This window comes from Enterobacter sp. MF024, assembly GCF_005843915.1.
Classification (GTDB): domain Bacteria; phylum Pseudomonadota; class Gammaproteobacteria; order Enterobacterales; family Enterobacteriaceae; genus Enterobacter; species Enterobacter barmai.
The window spans coordinates 1,009,723-1,024,963 of the sequence record NZ_VCBB01000001.1 but is presented as its reverse complement, the minus strand read 5'-3'; the positions used below and the strand labels follow the sequence as shown (position 1 = coordinate 1,024,963).

At 53.9% G+C, this 15,241-nt stretch carries 16 protein-coding genes; 12 read left to right on the top strand and 4 right to left on the bottom strand.

Annotation, left to right across the window (positions count from 1 at the left end; all coding sequences use genetic code 11):
- Positions 1-194: 194 nt before the first annotated feature.
- Positions 195-1,241, top strand: a complete 1,047-nt coding sequence (gene sohB / locus FFB58_RS04950) for a protease SohB (RefSeq protein ID WP_138369204.1) — start codon at positions 195-197, stop codon at positions 1,239-1,241.
- 35 nt (positions 1,242-1,276) lie between these two features.
- Here sohB and FFB58_RS04945 read toward each other — a convergent pair whose 3' ends face one another.
- Positions 1,277-1,528: a YciN family protein gene (locus tag FFB58_RS04945; RefSeq protein WP_138369203.1), complete on the bottom strand. Its 252-nt coding sequence runs from the start codon at positions 1,526-1,528 to the stop codon at positions 1,277-1,279.
- Positions 1,529-1,924: 396 nt separating this feature from the next.
- Between FFB58_RS04945 and topA the strand changes: the two genes are divergently transcribed.
- The 6 genes from topA to acnA all read left to right on the top strand — a co-directional run bounded on the left by topA (position 1,925) and on the right by acnA (position 9,385).
- Entirely contained in the window at positions 1,925-4,519 is a 2,595-nt protein-coding gene (gene topA / locus FFB58_RS04940; protein WP_039031854.1) for a type I DNA topoisomerase, read from the top strand.
- A 186-nt stretch (positions 4,520-4,705) separates the two neighbouring features.
- Entirely contained in the window at positions 4,706-5,680 is a 975-nt protein-coding gene (gene cysB / locus FFB58_RS04935) for an HTH-type transcriptional regulator CysB (protein ID WP_032611190.1), read from the top strand.
- A gap of 334 nt (positions 5,681-6,014) precedes the next feature.
- On the top strand, positions 6,015-6,155 hold the full coding sequence (locus FFB58_RS04930; protein ID WP_218015341.1) for a YmiA family putative membrane protein: 141 nt from the start codon (positions 6,015-6,017) through the stop codon (positions 6,153-6,155).
- Between the two features lie 2 nt (positions 6,156-6,157).
- Positions 6,158-6,328, top strand: coding sequence for a hypothetical protein (locus FFB58_RS22865; RefSeq protein ID WP_072036729.1), 171 nt, complete (start codon positions 6,158-6,160; stop codon positions 6,326-6,328).
- 124 nt (positions 6,329-6,452) lie between these two features.
- The gene (gene ymiC, locus FFB58_RS23015; protein ID WP_231568169.1) at positions 6,453-6,554 is read left to right on the top strand and encodes a small membrane protein YmiC; all 102 of its coding nucleotides are present in this window, start codon (positions 6,453-6,455) and stop codon (positions 6,552-6,554) included.
- Positions 6,555-6,709: 155 nt separating this feature from the next.
- Positions 6,710-9,385, top strand: a complete 2,676-nt coding sequence (gene acnA / locus FFB58_RS04925) for an aconitate hydratase AcnA (protein ID WP_138369202.1) — start codon at positions 6,710-6,712, stop codon at positions 9,383-9,385.
- Between the two features lie 40 nt (positions 9,386-9,425).
- Here the strand turns inward: acnA and ribA are convergent, their stop codons facing one another.
- The gene (ribA, locus tag FFB58_RS04920) at positions 9,426-10,016 is read right to left on the bottom strand and encodes a GTP cyclohydrolase II (protein WP_039031856.1); all 591 of its coding nucleotides are present in this window, start codon (positions 10,014-10,016) and stop codon (positions 9,426-9,428) included.
- A gap of 197 nt (positions 10,017-10,213) precedes the next feature.
- Here ribA and pgpB point away from each other — a divergent pair, with 197 nt between their 5' ends.
- The 5 genes from pgpB to yciH all read left to right on the top strand — a co-directional run bounded on the left by pgpB (position 10,214) and on the right by yciH (position 13,860).
- Positions 10,214-10,978, top strand: a complete 765-nt coding sequence (gene pgpB, locus FFB58_RS04915; RefSeq protein ID WP_138369201.1) for a phosphatidylglycerophosphatase B — start codon at positions 10,214-10,216, stop codon at positions 10,976-10,978.
- Positions 10,979-11,129: 151 nt separating this feature from the next.
- Positions 11,130-11,438, top strand: coding sequence for a LapA family protein (locus tag FFB58_RS04910; protein ID WP_039031858.1), 309 nt, complete (start codon positions 11,130-11,132; stop codon positions 11,436-11,438).
- A 6-nt stretch (positions 11,439-11,444) separates the two neighbouring features.
- On the top strand, positions 11,445-12,614 hold the full coding sequence (gene lapB, locus FFB58_RS04905) for a lipopolysaccharide assembly protein LapB (protein WP_039031859.1): 1,170 nt from the start codon (positions 11,445-11,447) through the stop codon (positions 12,612-12,614).
- A gap of 182 nt (positions 12,615-12,796) precedes the next feature.
- Positions 12,797-13,534: an orotidine-5'-phosphate decarboxylase gene (gene pyrF / locus FFB58_RS04900; RefSeq protein ID WP_138369200.1), complete on the top strand. Its 738-nt coding sequence runs from the start codon at positions 12,797-12,799 to the stop codon at positions 13,532-13,534.
- Entirely contained in the window at positions 13,534-13,860 is a 327-nt protein-coding gene (yciH, locus tag FFB58_RS04895; protein ID WP_039031861.1) for a stress response translation initiation inhibitor YciH, read from the top strand. The genes pyrF and yciH overlap by 1 nt, the downstream gene beginning before the upstream one ends.
- A gap of 116 nt (positions 13,861-13,976) precedes the next feature.
- On the opposite strand, the gene osmB is transcribed toward yciH, so the two are convergent.
- Both osmB and FFB58_RS04885 read right to left on the bottom strand, forming a co-directional pair.
- Positions 13,977-14,195 (bottom strand): osmotically-inducible lipoprotein OsmB, encoded by a 219-nt coding sequence (gene osmB, locus FFB58_RS04890; protein WP_039031862.1) that lies wholly within the window; start codon positions 14,193-14,195, stop codon positions 13,977-13,979.
- Between the two features lie 264 nt (positions 14,196-14,459).
- A complete protein-coding gene (locus FFB58_RS04885; RefSeq protein ID WP_138369199.1) occupies positions 14,460-15,215 on the bottom strand; it encodes a DNA-binding transcriptional regulator YciT in 756 nt (251 codons plus the stop codon).
- Positions 15,216-15,241 lie beyond the last annotated feature (26 nt).

The window sequence follows — 15,241 nt, the reverse complement described above, 5'->3', positions numbered from 1 at the left end:
TTTATGCCCGAAAGCGCGGCTGATTACAATCAGTCTACCGGTGAGTTCGCTGTAAAATTAACAATTTGCAAATATTTCATCCACAAATAAACATTTCTGAAGACGGCTCGCAAGGGTATCGTCAGCTGAGAGACGCCTGCTGAAGGCTGTTGTACACTGAGTGAGAAAACAAGTGGTTAAACCAAGGTGGACGCGTGGAATTACTTTCTGAGTACGGATTATTTCTGGCCAAAATCGCGACGGTGGTGATTGCCATTGCGGTGATCGCCGTTCTGATTGTTAACCTGACGCAGCGCAAACGCCAGCGCGGCGAGTTGCGCATTACCCGCTTAAGCGAGCAGTACACGGATATGAAGGAAGAGATGTCAGTGGCGCTGCTTGACGCTCATGAGCAGAAGCTGTGGCACAAAGCGCAGAAAAAAAAGCACAAGCTCGAAGCGAAAGCTGCAAAGCAGAAAGCAAAACAGGAGCATCGTCCTGAAGTGCCGAAACCGCGCGTTTATGTGCTGGATTTTAAAGGCAGCATGGATGCCCATGAAGTGTCATCTCTGCGTGAAGAAGTGACAGCGGTGCTGGCGGTGGCAAGAGCTGAAGACCAGGTTGTGCTGCGTCTCGAAAGCCCGGGTGGGGTGGTGCATGGTTACGGACTGGCTTCTTCCCAGCTGCAACGACTGCGCGATAAGCAGATCCCGCTGACGGTCGCGGTGGATAAAGTCGCTGCCAGCGGTGGCTACATGATGGCCTGCGTGGCCGATAAAATTGTCGCGGCGCCTTTCTCTATTATTGGTTCGATTGGCGTGGTAGCACAGATCCCGAACTTCAATCGTTTCCTGAAAAATAAAGATATTGATGTGGAGCTTCATACGGCAGGCCAGTACAAACGCACGCTGACTCTGCTGGGTGAAAACACCGAAGAGGGGCGACAGAAGTTCCGTGAAGATCTCAATGATACCCACCAGCTCTTTAAAGGGTTCGTGAAAGAGATGCGACCCTCACTGGATATCGACCAGGTCGCCACCGGCGAACACTGGTACGGCACCCAGGCGCTGGACAAGGGGCTGGTGGATCAGGTGGGCACTAGCGACGATCTGCTGCTATCTCTGATGGAAGGGCGCGAACTGGTTGGCGTGCGCTATATGCGTCGTAAAAAGCTGATGGATCGCTTTACCAATAGCGCCGCTGAAAGCGCGGATCGTCTGCTGCTGCGCTGGTTGCAGCGCGGGCAAAAACCGCTGCTCTGAATAAAAACGCGAGGCATTTGCCTCGCGTTTTCGCATCAATCAACCAGATGGTACTTTTCGGAGAGCACATGGGCCAGGTATTTAAACATGTTAAATACTGCCGTGCTGCGCGGGGTCGGCAGACCCTGCTCGTCCAGGAAGTATTCCCCGCTGAACACCAGCACACCATTGCGCTGCTCTACGCCTGTGGCTTCGATTCCTGCCAAGGTGTCGTCATGTTCACGAATGAGTTTATTTGCTTCAGCAAGCAAGGTTACGCGGTCAATTGGTTGGGTAGTTTGCTGCATTATCCACTCCTTAAACAGTGTTATTAGTCTACGCCGCAGCGGTCCCGGGAGCAAATTTTCCCCATTTTGGCGCTTGTCGGGCAAGACGGACAGCGCTGGCGTGATTTGCTTTTGCATGCTAATAAAGTTGCGTAACGGATTTTATCAGGTAGAGTGTGCGCTTTCGTCATTCTGGCAACAGATTTGCTTGACATTCGACCTAAGTCTCGTCGTGCAGTCACACTGAAGCGAGAAAAAGCGCGTTATCTCAACCGCTTGTGTGACGTCGTTTTTGCGACTGAACTGAAAAGAGGGTTGATATCCACTGATGGCGTCGCTATATAACTGTCTCGTCGCCAGTGGAAGGTGAACTCACGCGACGTATTCCTGGAAGAAACAAATTAGGTAAAGGTGAATATGGGTAAAGCTCTCGTTATCGTTGAGTCCCCGGCAAAAGCCAAAACGATCAATAAGTATCTGGGTAGTGACTACGTGGTTAAGTCCAGCGTCGGTCACATCCGCGATCTGCCGACCAGTGGCTCAGCCAAGAAGAGCGCCGACTCTACCTCCACCAAAGGGGCCAAAAAGCCTAAAAAGGATGAACGTAGCGCGCTCGTAAATCGCATGGGGGTTAACCCATGGGATAACTGGCAGGCACAGTACGAAGTACTGCCGGGTAAAGAGAAAGTCGTCTCCGAGCTGAAACAGCTGGCGGAAAAAGCCGACCATATCTATCTCGCAACCGACCTTGACCGCGAAGGGGAGGCCATTGCATGGCACCTGCGGGAAGTGATCGGTGGCGATGACACACGCTATAGCCGCGTGGTGTTTAACGAAATTACCAAAAACGCGATCCGCCAGGCGTTTGAAAAGCCGGGCGAGCTGAATATCGATCGCGTTAACGCCCAGCAGGCGCGCCGCTTTATGGACCGCGTCGTGGGCTATATGGTCTCTCCACTGCTGTGGAAAAAGATTGCGCGTGGTCTTTCAGCTGGCCGCGTGCAATCTGTTGCCGTACGTCTGGTGGTTGAACGGGAACGCGAAATCAAAGCGTTTGTGCCGGAAGAGTTCTGGGAAATTGACGCCAGCGTAACGACGCCAGGCGGCGATACGTTGCCGCTGGAAGTCTCCCATCAGAACGATAAACCGTTCCGCCCTGAAAACCGCGATCAGACTATGGCCGCGGTGGCGATGCTGGAAAAAGCCCGCTATCAGGTACTGGATCGTGAAGACAAACCGACCAGCAGCAAGCCCGGCGCACCGTTTATTACTTCCACGCTGCAGCAGGCGGCCAGCACCCGTCTGGGCTATGGCGTGAAAAAAACCATGATGATGGCTCAGCGTCTGTATGAGGCGGGTTACATCACCTATATGCGTACTGACTCAACCAACCTGAGCCAGGACGCCGTTAACATGGTGCGTGATTACATTGGCGATAACTTCGGTAAGAAATACCTGCCTGAGAGCGCAAATCAGTACAACAGCAAAGAGAACTCGCAGGAAGCGCACGAAGCCATTCGTCCTTCCGACGTCGCTGTGCTGGCGGAATCCCTGAAGGATATGGAAGCCGACGCGCAGAAACTCTATCAGCTGATCTGGCGCCAGTTCGTTGCCTGTCAGATGACGCCTGCGCAGTATGACTCCACCACCCTGACCGTGGGGGCCGGTGATTTCCGCCTGAAAGCGCGTGGACGTATCCTGCGTTTCGACGGCTGGACCAAAGTGATGCCTGCGCTGCGTAAGGGTGATGAAGATAAAACCCTGCCAGCGGTCAACACCGGGGATGAACTCACCCTTGTTGAGCTGACCCCGGCACAGCACTTCACCAAGCCGCCGGCACGCTTCAGCGAAGCCTCGTTGGTGAAAGAGCTGGAAAAACGCGGTATCGGTCGCCCGTCTACCTATGCGTCGATCATTTCGACCATTCAGGATCGCGGCTATGTGCGGACCGAAAACCGTCGTTTCTATGCTGAGAAAATGGGGGAAATCGTCACCGATCGCCTGGAAGATAACTTCCGCGAGCTGATGAACTACGATTTTACCGCGCAGATGGAAAACAGCCTTGACCAGGTGGCTAACCACGAAGCCGAGTGGAAGAAGGTGCTGGACAGCTTCTTCAGCGACTTTACAAAGCAACTGGACAAAGCGGAAAAAGACCCTGAAGAGGGTGGCATGCAGCCGAACCAGATGGTGCTGACCAGCATCGACTGCCCGACCTGCGGCCGTAAGATGGGTATTCGTACCGCCACCACCGGTGTGTTCCTCGGTTGCTCAGGCTATGCGTTATCGCCTAAAGAGCGCTGCAAAACCACCATCAACCTGGTGCCGGAAAACGAAGTGCTGAACGTGCTGGAAGGCGACGATGCGGAAACCAACGCCCTACGCGCCAAACGTCGCTGCACCAAATGCGGCACGGCGATGGACAGCTACCTGATCGATCCGAAACGTAAGCTGCATGTCTGTGGTAACAACCCGACCTGCGACGGCTACGAGATCGAAGAGGGCGAGTTCCGCATCAAGGGCTATGACGGTCCGATTGTGGAGTGTGAGAAGTGTGGTTCTGAAATGCACCTGAAGATGGGGCGTTTTGGTAAGTACATGGCCTGCACCAACGACGACTGCAAAAACACGCGTAAGATCCTGCGTAATGGTGAAGTGGCACCGCCGAAGGAAGATCCGGTTCCGCTGCCGGAACTGCCGTGTGAAAAGTCCGATGCCTACTTTGTTCTGCGTGATGGCGCTGCGGGCGTCTTCCTGGCGGCGAACACCTTCCCGAAATCTCGTGAAACGCGTGCGCCACTGGTCGAAGAGCTTTATCGCTTCCGCGATCGTCTGGCAGAAAAACTGCGCTATCTGGCCGATGCTCCTCAGCAGGATCCAGAGGGTAATAAGACCGTTGTGCGCTTTAGCCGTAAAACTAAGCAGCAATATGTTGCTGCTGAAAAAGACGGTAAAGCGACAGGTTGGTCAGCATTTTATGTTGACGGTAAATGGGTTGAAGGTAAGAAATAACCTTAATTTACTGTAAGTTACCTTTAAAGGGCCGGGGTTCCGGCCCTTTTTTATTGCCCGGTTATTATTTTTTGTTACGGACTATACAGCAAAGATATAAGTGATATAGTGGTTATAGTTAACCCTTTTCTTATTATCAAATCGTCTTAAGCGATTGCCCGTGTGCGCTAAATCGGATGGTCTGGCATGAAACTACAGCAGCTCCGCTATATCGTTGAGGTGGTCAACCACAACCTTAACGTCTCCTCGACCGCAGAAGGTCTCTATACTTCGCAACCCGGCATCAGCAAGCAGGTCCGTATGCTTGAAGATGAACTGGGGATCCAGATTTTCGCCCGCAGCGGTAAACACCTTACCCAGGTTACGCCTGCCGGGCAGGAGATTATTCGTATCGCCCGCGAAGTGCTGTCGAAGGTCGATGCCATTAAATCCGTTGCCGGGGAGCACACCTGGCCGGATAAAGGCTCACTGTATATCGCCACCACCCACACCCAGGCGCGCTACGCTCTGCCCGGCGTCATCAAAGGGTTTATCGAGCGCTATCCTCGCGTGTCGTTGCATATGCATCAGGGCTCGCCGACGCAAATCGCCGAGGCGGTATCCAAGGGCAACGCGGACTTCGCTATCGCCACCGAAGCGCTGCATCTGTATGACGATCTGGTGATGCTGCCTTGCTATCACTGGAACCGCTCGATAGTGGTGACGCCGGAGCATCCGCTGGCGGCGAAAACTTCGGTATCCATTGAAGAGCTGGCGCAGTATCCGCTGGTGACTTACACCTTCGGTTTTACGGGCCGTTCGGAGCTGGATACCGCCTTCAACCGCGCAGGGCTGACGCCAAGGATTGTCTTTACCGCCACCGACGCCGATGTGATCAAAACCTACGTGCGCCTTGGCCTGGGGGTAGGGGTTATTGCCAGCATGGCGGTGGATCCTGTGGCCGATCCCGATTTAGTACGACTGGATACCCAGGGGGTGTTCGGCCACAGCACCACCAAAATCGGTTTCCGTCGCAGCACCTTCCTGCGTAGCTATATGTATGATTTTATTCAACGATTCGCACCACATCTGACCCGCGACGTGGTCGATACCGCGGTGGCGCTACGTTCGAACGAAGATATCGAAGCGATGTTTAAAGATATCAAGCTGCCGGAAAAATAATAACCTTCGGTATCTTTCCCTCGGGAAAGATACCCTTCTCAGTTGTCGTTCTGAATTAAAATCCCCTCCAGTTTTCTCTCATGCCTCATTAACCATGGGGTTACGGCGTTTTTTTCCTGAAACTGCTCAGCAAAGCTGACAAAAATAGAAAATAATTAACCGCTACGCAAATTCCACGTTTCATTTATATATTTCCGCTCAAAAGATTAAATATTTGACGCCACAGGATTCGTAAATTCGCTGGATCTTCGACTAAAGTTTCTTTAGGATTTATCTCAGTCACGATTACTTATACCAATTGTTTGGTATCAAAATGATAAGCGAAATCGATTGTATGAGGTTAGCAATGCCGTCAGGAAGTCACGAGCCGCAAAGGGACCCAGGACTTAAGCGTAAAGCCTGGCTGGCGGTGTTTCTGGGTTCCACGCTGTTTTGGGTCGTGGTGGCGTTTCTGGTCTGGAAATTCTGGGGTTAATTATGGCGGTTCAGGGGCGTAGTGAAGCAGTGAAGCCTGTGTGTCAGCAGCGTGACACGCGTCGCAAAGTCCGTAATGACGCTACAGGTAACGTTCCGGCGTCCTGGAAGTTGTCACCGCAGCAGCAAGCCTTTATTGATTTGTTCGCAGAAGACGAAGCCAAAAAACAATAATTCGTATTATCAGCGTGCGTGATAATAATCTGATGCGCTTTTGTACTCTTTAATAAATACACATCAGCAATATCGAACTGAGGCAAACTCAGCTGTCAAAGAATAAATAAAGCGTGGTGTCGCAATGATGAATAATATATCCGGAGCTAAATACTGGTCGTGGATGGCCGCGTTTTCCCTCTCGATCCTCTTCTGGTGCCAGCTGATCTGGCTCACCCTCCAGTGAATGACGAAAGCCTCGCTCCGGCGGGGCTTTTTGTTTTCCCGCCGAATTTGTCTATTTGAGTTGTTATCAAATCGTTACGGTGACGATGTGTTATCTTTAATTACGGCCCTGATCAAAGTCAGGGTATCGCAATCCCGGTAATTAAGGAGGAGCTTATGTCGTTAACCCTACGCGAAGCCAGTAAGGACACATTGCAGGCTGAGAACAAAACCTATCACTACTACAGCCTGCCGCTGGCCGCAAAGGAACTTGGGGATATCGCGCGCTTACCCAAGTCGCTTAAAGTGTTACTGGAAAATCTCCTGCGCTGGCAGGATGAAGTCTCTGTTACGGCTGAAGATATTCATGCCCTGGCCGGATGGTTGCAGAGCGCCCATGCCGACCGGGAGATAGCCTATCGTCCCGCCAGGGTTCTGATGCAGGATTTCACCGGCGTTCCGGCGGTGGTCGATCTGGCGGCGATGCGTGAAGCGGTCAAACGCCTTGGCGGCGATACCGCCAAAGTGAACCCGCTCTCTCCGGTCGATCTGGTTATCGACCACTCGGTGACCGTGGACCACTTTGGCGATGATGATGCCTTTGAAGAGAACGTACGCCTGGAGATGGAGCGTAACCACGAGCGCTATGTGTTCCTGAAGTGGGGCCAACAGGCGTTCAGCCGCTTCAGCGTCGTCCCACCCGGCACCGGTATCTGCCACCAGGTCAACCTGGAGTATCTCGGCAAAGCGGTATGGAGTGAATTGCAGGATAAAGAGTGGGTGGCCTACCCGGATACGCTGGTCGGTACCGATTCACACACCACCATGATCAATGGCCTTGGCGTACTGGGGTGGGGGGTAGGGGGGATCGAGGCCGAAGCGGCAATGCTCGGCCAGCCGGTCTCCATGCTGATCCCGGACGTGGTCGGCTTCAAGCTGACCGGCAAGCTGAGCGAGGGGATCACCGCCACCGACCTGGTGCTCACCGTCACCCAGATGCTGCGTAAGCACGGCGTGGTGGGTAAATTTGTTGAATTCTACGGCGACGGGCTCGACTCCCTGCCGCTGGCGGACCGGGCCACTATCGCCAATATGGCTCCCGAATACGGCGCCACCTGCGGTTTCTTCCCGATCGATGGTGTGACGCTGGAGTATATGCGCCTCAGCGGGCGCAGCAGCGAGCAGGTCGCGCTGGTGGAAGCCTATGCCAAAGCACAGGGCATGTGGCGTAACACGGGCGATGAGCCGGTGTTTACCAGCACGCTGGCGCTGGATATGGGCGAAGTTGAAGCCAGTCTCGCCGGGCCAAAACGTCCTCAGGACCGCGTGGCCCTGGCGGACGTGCCGAAAGCCTTTGCTGCCAGCAATGAGCTGGAAGTTAACACCGCGCAGAAAGACAGGCGGCCTATTGATTACGTGATGAATGGTCACCAGTATCAGCTCCCGGACGGCGCGGTCGTCATCGCGGCCATTACCTCCTGCACCAACACCTCGAACCCCAGCGTGCTGATGGCGGCTGGGCTGCTGGCGAAAAAAGCCGTTACGCTTGGCCTGAAACGCCAGCCGTGGGTCAAGGCCTCGCTGGCGCCGGGATCCAAAGTCGTCTCTGATTATCTGGCGCAGGCCCGCCTGACGCCTTATCTGGATGAGCTGGGCTTTAACCTGGTAGGCTACGGCTGTACAACCTGTATTGGTAACTCCGGGCCGCTGCCGGATCCTATCGAGACGGCAATCAAGCAGGGCGACCTGACGGTAGGGGCGGTGCTCTCGGGTAACCGCAACTTTGAAGGACGTATTCATCCGCTGGTAAAAACCAACTGGCTGGCCTCTCCGCCGCTAGTGGTAGCTTATGCTCTGGCGGGCAATATGAACATCAATCTGGCAACCGATCCGCTGGGACACGATCGCAAAGGCGATCCGGTCTATCTGAAAGATATCTGGCCGTCGGCGCAGGAGATTGCCCTTGCGGTTGAAAAAGTCTCTACCGACATGTTCCGCAAAGAGTACGCCGAAGTGTTCGAAGGCACGCCGGAGTGGAAAACCATCGAGGTGGCGCGGTCAGACACCTACAGCTGGCAGGATGATTCCACCTATATTCGTCTGTCACCCTTCTTTGATGACATGCTAGCACAGCCCAAACCGCTGGAAGATATTCACGGCGCGCGCGTGCTGGCCATTCTCGGCGACTCGGTAACCACCGACCACATCTCCCCAGCGGGCAGTATTAAAGCCGATAGCCCGGCAGGGCGTTATCTCCAGGGCCGTGGCGTGGAGCGTCGTGACTTCAACTCCTACGGTTCGCGTCGTGGCAACCACGAGGTGATGATGCGCGGTACCTTCGCCAATATCCGTATTCGCAACGAGATGGTGCCGGGCGTGGAAGGCGGGATGACCCGTCATCTGCCTGGAACAGAAGTGATCTCCATCTACGATGCTGCGATGAAGTATCAGCAGGAAGGCACCCCGCTGGCGGTGATAGCCGGGAAAGAGTACGGCTCCGGCTCAAGCCGCGACTGGGCAGCAAAAGGGCCACGACTGCTCGGCGTACGGGTGGTGATCGCCGAATCATTCGAGCGTATCCACCGTTCAAACCTGATTGGCATGGGGATTTTACCGCTGGAGTTCCCGCAGGGGGCATCACGTAAAACGCTGGGGCTGACAGGCGAGGAGCGGATTGATATTGCGGACCTGCAAAATCTTACCCCTGGTGCAACGGTACCGGTCAAACTGACGCGAGCCGATGGGCAAACCGAAGTTGTTGACTGCCGCTGCCGTATTGATACCGCAACGGAACTTACTTACTACCAGAACGACGGCATTTTGCACTATGTCATTCGTAATATGCTGACTTAAAAAAACAGCCCGGCACGCATACGCTGCCGGGCTGTTGTTGTTATTTGTTAAGCAGATGCCCGAGCTTCGCCGCTTTGGTATCCAGATAGTGTTCGTTTTTCGGGTTACGGCCCACGATCAGCGGTACACGTTCAACGATATTGATCCCGGCTTCGGTCAGGATCTCCACCTTACGCGGGTTGTTGGTCAGCAGACGTACTTCGTCCACACCAAGCAGCTTGAACATATCCGCGCACAGGGTGAAATCGCGTTCGTCGGCAGCAAAGCCCAGCTGGTGGTTTGCTTCAACGGTATCATAGCCCTGATCCTGCAACGCATACGCGCGGATCTTATTCAGCAGACCGATGTTACGACCCTCCTGGCGGTGATACAGCAGGATGCCCCGGCCTTCTTCCGCAATGTGCGACAGTGCGGCTTCCAGTTGAAAACCACAATCGCAGCGCAGGCTAAACAGGGCATCACCCGTAAGACACTCGGAATGAACGCGGGCCAGGACCGGCGTCTGCCCGGACGTATCGCCGAACACTAACGCCACGTGATCCTGCCCGGTTGCCAGTTCTTCAAAGCCCACCATCAGGAAATCGCCCCATGGGGTTGGCAGATTGGCTTCTGCCACACGTTTAAGCTGCATGTGATTCTCCAGAAAATGCTGACACGCCTTGTGTCTGTCGCCTGTTTGGCTGTCGGTATTGTCTTATTTTGCCACAAGCTGCGCGGGTTCACCTAATCACGCCCGGCTTAACGAACGTTAAACGCACAATCCGACATTTTTACGCAGCTGTAATTTTTCGGTTATGATTGTGAGGCTTATCGAAAAAAGGAGACGACATGCTTTCAATAGCCCGCCGCACGGCGGTTGGCGCAGGGATATTGCTTATTATGCCTGTGGCTTTATGGATATCGGGCTGGCAGTGGCAGCCAGGCGCGAATAGCGGATGGTTGAAAGCGCTGTTCTGGGTAACGGAGACGGTCACCCAACCCTGGGGGATTATCACCCACACACTTCTTTGCGCCTGGTTTTTGTGGTGCCTGCGTTTTCGTCTGCGAGCCGCCATCATGCTCTTTGCCATCCTGGCAGGAGTCATTCTTATCGGTCAGGGCGTAAAATCCTGGGTCAAGGATCGGGTTCAGGAGCCGCGTCCTTTCGTGGTCTGGATGGAAAAAACTCACCATGTCCCGGTGAACGACTTCTACAATTTAAAGCGTAAAGCGCGCGGTGAGCTGGTAAAAGAACAGCTTGCTGAACAACAGACTATTCCCACTTTTTTACGTAAACACTGGCAGAAAGAGACCGGGTTTGCCTTCCCGTCCGGGCATACCATGTTTGCTGCAAGCTGGGCACTGCTGGGAGTAGGTCTGCTGTGGCCGCGGCGGCGCACGGTGACCATCATCGTACTGCTGGTCTGGGCAACGGGCGTGATGGGAAGCCGCTTGCTGCTTGGCATGCACTGGCCGCGGGATCTGGTGGTGGCGACCCTGATTTCATGGCTGCTCATCACCTGTGCAACCTGGCTTGCCCAGCGATTCTGTGGTCCGCTCACGCCTCCGGCAGAAGAGAAGCGGGAAATCGCCGACAGAGAGCAAGAAAGCTGACTGAGGTTGAAATTCTCATATTTAGCCGCAGATCTGAACGTGGCGCGACGCTTTTTCCGTTTCGCCCACGTCATGAAAATGGTAGTTTATAAGGCTGGTTACGCTATGTTGAACACTCTTTATTCGCTCAAACCACATAACGGGAAGTAATGTGAAATATTTACTCATTTTCTTACTGGTGTTGGCGATTTTTGTCATTTCCGTCACATTGGGCGCGCAAAACGATCAACAGGTAACGTTTAATTATCTGCTGGCGCAAGGCGAGTATCGAATTTCCAGCCTCCTGGCGGTACTGTTCGCTGCAGGATTTGCAATCGGCTGGCTGATTTGTGGTCTGTTCTGGCTTAAAGTTCGGGTAACGCTTGCCCGTGCCGAACGTAAAATTAAACGTCTTGAAAACCAAATTGCGCCTCCGACCGACGTTCCGGTAAGTTCAGGTGTGCCGGTAGCGAAGGAATAATCTAAGATGCTGGAGTTGTTGTTTCTGCTTTTGCCTGTAGCCGCAGCCTATGGCTGGTATATGGGCCGCAGAAGTGCGCAACAAAATAAACAGGATGAAGCGAACCGCCTTTCACGCGATTATGTCGCCGGGGTTAACTTCCTCCTGAGTAACCAACAGGATAAAGCGGTAGACCTGTTCCTCGAGATGCTGAAAGAGGACACCGGTACCGTTGAGGCCCACCTGACTCTCGGTAATCTGTTCCGTTCCCGCGGCGAAGTTGACCGCGCCATCCGCATTCACCAGACCTTAATGGAAAGCGCCTCATTAACCTATGAGCAGCGTCTGCTGGCCGTACAGCAGCTTGGCCGCGACTATATGGCCGCCGGGTTATACGATCGCGCCGAAGAGATGTTTAAACAGCTGGTAGATGAGACCGATTTTCGCATCAGCGCCCTGCAACAGCTCCTGCAGATCTATCAGGCTACCAGCGAATGGCAGAAAGCCATCGACGTTGCTGAACGTCTGGTGAAACTCGGTAAAGACAAACAGCGCGTTGAAATCGCCCACTTCTACTGTGAACTGGCCCTGCAGCAGATGGGCAACGAAGACATGGACAAGGCGATGGCGCTGCTCCGGAAAGGCGCTACCGCCGATCGCAGCAGCGCGCGCGTCTCCATCATGATGGGGCGCGTCTACATGGCGAAAGGGGATTACCAGAAAGCGGTGGAGAGCCTTCTCCGGGTTATCGATCAGGATAAAGAGCTGGTCAGTGAAACGCTTGAGATGCTGCAAACCTGCTATCAGCAACTGGGTATGGCCGAAGAGTGGGTTGCCTTCCTGCGTCGCTGCGTGGAAGAGAACACCGGTGCCGCTGCTGAGCTGATGCTGGCGGATGTGGTCCAGGAGCACGAAGGCAGTGACACGGCACAGGTGTATATTACCCGCCAGCTGCAGCGCCATCCGACCATGCGCGTCTTCCATAAGCTGATGGATTACCATCTGAATGATGCGGAAGAGGGGCGCGCCAAAGAGAGCCTGATGGTACTGCGCGACATGGTTGGCGAGCAGGTGCGCAGCAAGCCGCGCTATCGCTGCCAGAAGTGTGGATTTACGGCCTATACGCTGTACTGGCACTGTCCGTCCTGCCGTGCCTGGTCCACCATCAAGCCAATTCGCGGCCTCGATGGGCAGTAATTTTTAAAAAAGCCCAATATTAGTTACAACATACTGCAAGGTTTTTATCCATCTGGTCCGTGCGCGCTGTAGTCTGGCAGGAACGAAAATGGAGCCTGTTAATTTTTGTGATGCGCAGGTAGAATGCACGCCGTTTATCATTCCCGCGCCGATGCGGCGCCCATCGACGAGAAGGTCCGGTCATGACGTCTGCAGCTTCATCTTCTTCCCGCGTAGTTACTGAATCTCCTGTTGTTGTCGCTCTGGATTACAACAATCGCGACAATGCGTTAGCGTTCGTTGATCGCATTGACCCGCGCGACTGTCGCCTGAAAATCGGTAAAGAGATGTTCACGCTCTTTGGCCCACAAATTGTTCGCGATATGCAGCAGCGCGGTTTTGATGTCTTTCTTGACCTTAAATTCCACGATATTCCTAACACCACGGCTCACGCGGTAGCGGCTGCAGCCGAACTGGGCGTCTGGATGGTTAACGTCCACGCTTCCGGAGGCGCGCGCATGATGACTGCGGCCCGCGAAGCACTGGTGCCATTCGGGAAAGATGCCCCCTTGCTGATTGCCGTCACGGTACTCACCAGCATGGAAGCCAGCGACCTACTGGATCTTGGCATCACGCTGTCACCGGCAGAACATGCCGAGCGCCTGGCGCGCCTGACGCACAGCTGCGGGCTCGACGGTGTTGTCTGTTCTGCCCAGGAAGCGGTTCGCTTTAAGAGCGCTATCGGCCAGGACTTCAAGCTGGTTACGCCCGGCATCCGTCCTGCGGGGAGCGAAGCTGGCGATCAGCGTCGCATTATGACCCCGGAACAGGCGATGGCGGCGGGTGTGGACTATATGGTTATTGGACGACCGGTAACCCAGTCTGCGGATCCGGCGCAAACCCTGAAAGCTATCAACGCATCACTTCATAAGGGGGCATAATGCGCGATACAAACAGCCGCCTGGTCTATTCAACGGATACCGGGCGTATCGATGAACCAAAAGAAGTAGCCGAACGACCAAAAGGCGATGGCATTGTGCGTATACAACGCCAGACCAGCGGGCGGAAAGGGAAGGGCGTATGTCTGGTCACCGGAATTGATGCCGACGATGCGACCCTGGCGCAAATTGCCGCTGAGCTAAAGAAAAAATGCGGATGCGGTGGGTCGGTTAAAGATGGCGTAATTGAGATTCAGGGCGACAAGCGGGATCTGATTAAGTCTCTGCTGGAAGCTAAAGGCATGAAAGTAAAATTAGCTGGCGGTTAACAGTTACAGAAATAAATAAGCCACGGCCTTAGCCGTGGCTTAATATTCATATATTCAGATAAAGCCAGAAATAACAGGGCATTATCAAACGACTGCGGTGGCAATCGGTATATTATTTACTTGCTCACCTCGTGACCGATAATCCCACCCACTGCGGCACCGCCCAGGGTACCCAGCGCGCTTCCGTCGGTCAGAACTGAACCACCGATTGCGCCTGCACCCGCACCAATGGCGGTGTTACGGCTTTGTTTGCTCCAGTTAGAGCAAGCGCTCAGGGAAAACGCCAGCGTAACGGCCAGCATAGCAGCGGATAATTTTTTGCTGTTAAAAGTCATAATTCATTCTCCTGAAATATTGATCCACGGAAATTATTTCGCTTAAGTGGAAACCAATACCCCTCAAGCCGTTTTCCATGAAACTTGTTCGCGCAGGCGTTACAAGATCACGCAAGTGATAGTTACTTCCTGTTATATCGCTAACAATAATTTTACGTCTTTATCACTGATCCGACAGGTAAATAGTCTTAAAGGATTGCTCGGAATAGTCTCAGAGCGAAGGGCGGGAGAATGACGCCCGAATTCTCGGGCGTTGAAACGGCTTCAGGCAGGTTTTTTGACGATATCGACCACCAGGCCGTCATGTTGCAGTTTGGTGGTGTGCGCCTCTTTAATGCCTTCGTCGGTGATCACCCGACTGAAACGCGAGACCGGGCCCATCGTGTAAGGGTGAACCGCACCAAATTTAGAGCTGTCGGTCAGCACAATAGTCTCACAGCCTTTTTCCAGCACCGCATTGACCACGTCCGAGCGCATCATGTCCCGGCCGGTAAAGCCGGTATCAGGCTGCCAGCCGTCAATGCCGATAAAGGCCTTGCTGAAATGGACCTGCTGAACATACTGACGCGTAAGTGGGCCAACCATACTTTCGCTTTTTTTCTGGTAGATGCCGCCCAGCAAAATGACTTCGCTGCGCGTCTCCTTGAGCAGATGAGCAATATAGCTGCTCACCGTCACGATGGTGACTTCTTCTTTCTGTTCAGCCAGCGTGCGGGCGAGCAGGGCATTACAACTGCCGTTCTCGATAAACACCGTTTCGCCATTATTCACCAGAGAAGCAGCGAACTCCGCCAGTTCACGTTTCAGCGCGTAATTGTTCATCATACGCGTCTCGACATCTTCGCTGTCCAGCGGCACGGCGTAGCCGTGGGCGCGACGGAGGTAACTCATTTTTTCCAGAAGATTGAGATCCTGGCGGATGGTGACTTCAGATACGCCGGTCGCTTTGGCCAGATCAACGACGCTTACACGCCCTGTGTCGATCACCATCTGTAATATTATTTGTTGTCGGGAATTCATAGCATCCATATTAAAACGGCATAGCC

Excerpts from the sequence above, each read along its gene's own strand:
- FFB58_RS04945 (WP_138369203.1), bottom strand. The coding sequence starts at position 1,528 with ATGCAGCAAACTACCCAACCAATTGACCGCGTAACCTTGCTTGCTGAA.
- topA (WP_039031854.1), top strand. The coding sequence starts at position 1,925 with ATGGGTAAAGCTCTCGTTATCGTTGAGTCCCCGGCAAAAGCCAAAACG.
- cysB (WP_032611190.1), top strand. The coding sequence starts at position 4,706 with ATGAAACTACAGCAGCTCCGCTATATCGTTGAGGTGGTCAACCACAAC.
- FFB58_RS04930 (WP_218015341.1), top strand. The coding sequence starts at position 6,015 with ATGAGGTTAGCAATGCCGTCAGGAAGTCACGAGCCGCAAAGGGACCCA.
- FFB58_RS22865 (WP_072036729.1), top strand. The coding sequence starts at position 6,158 with ATGGCGGTTCAGGGGCGTAGTGAAGCAGTGAAGCCTGTGTGTCAGCAG.
- ymiC (WP_231568169.1), top strand. The coding sequence starts at position 6,453 with ATGATGAATAATATATCCGGAGCTAAATACTGGTCGTGGATGGCCGCG.
- acnA (WP_138369202.1), top strand. The coding sequence starts at position 6,710 with ATGTCGTTAACCCTACGCGAAGCCAGTAAGGACACATTGCAGGCTGAG.
- ribA (WP_039031856.1), bottom strand. The coding sequence starts at position 10,016 with ATGCAGCTTAAACGTGTGGCAGAAGCCAATCTGCCAACCCCATGGGGC.
- pgpB (WP_138369201.1), top strand. The coding sequence starts at position 10,214 with ATGCTTTCAATAGCCCGCCGCACGGCGGTTGGCGCAGGGATATTGCTT.
- lapB (WP_039031859.1), top strand. The coding sequence starts at position 11,445 with ATGCTGGAGTTGTTGTTTCTGCTTTTGCCTGTAGCCGCAGCCTATGGC.
- pyrF (WP_138369200.1), top strand. The coding sequence starts at position 12,797 with ATGACGTCTGCAGCTTCATCTTCTTCCCGCGTAGTTACTGAATCTCCT.
- yciH (WP_039031861.1), top strand. The coding sequence starts at position 13,534 with ATGCGCGATACAAACAGCCGCCTGGTCTATTCAACGGATACCGGGCGT.
- osmB (WP_039031862.1), bottom strand. The coding sequence starts at position 14,195 with ATGACTTTTAACAGCAAAAAATTATCCGCTGCTATGCTGGCCGTTACG.
- FFB58_RS04885 (WP_138369199.1), bottom strand. The coding sequence starts at position 15,215 with ATGAATTCCCGACAACAAATAATATTACAGATGGTGATCGACACAGGG.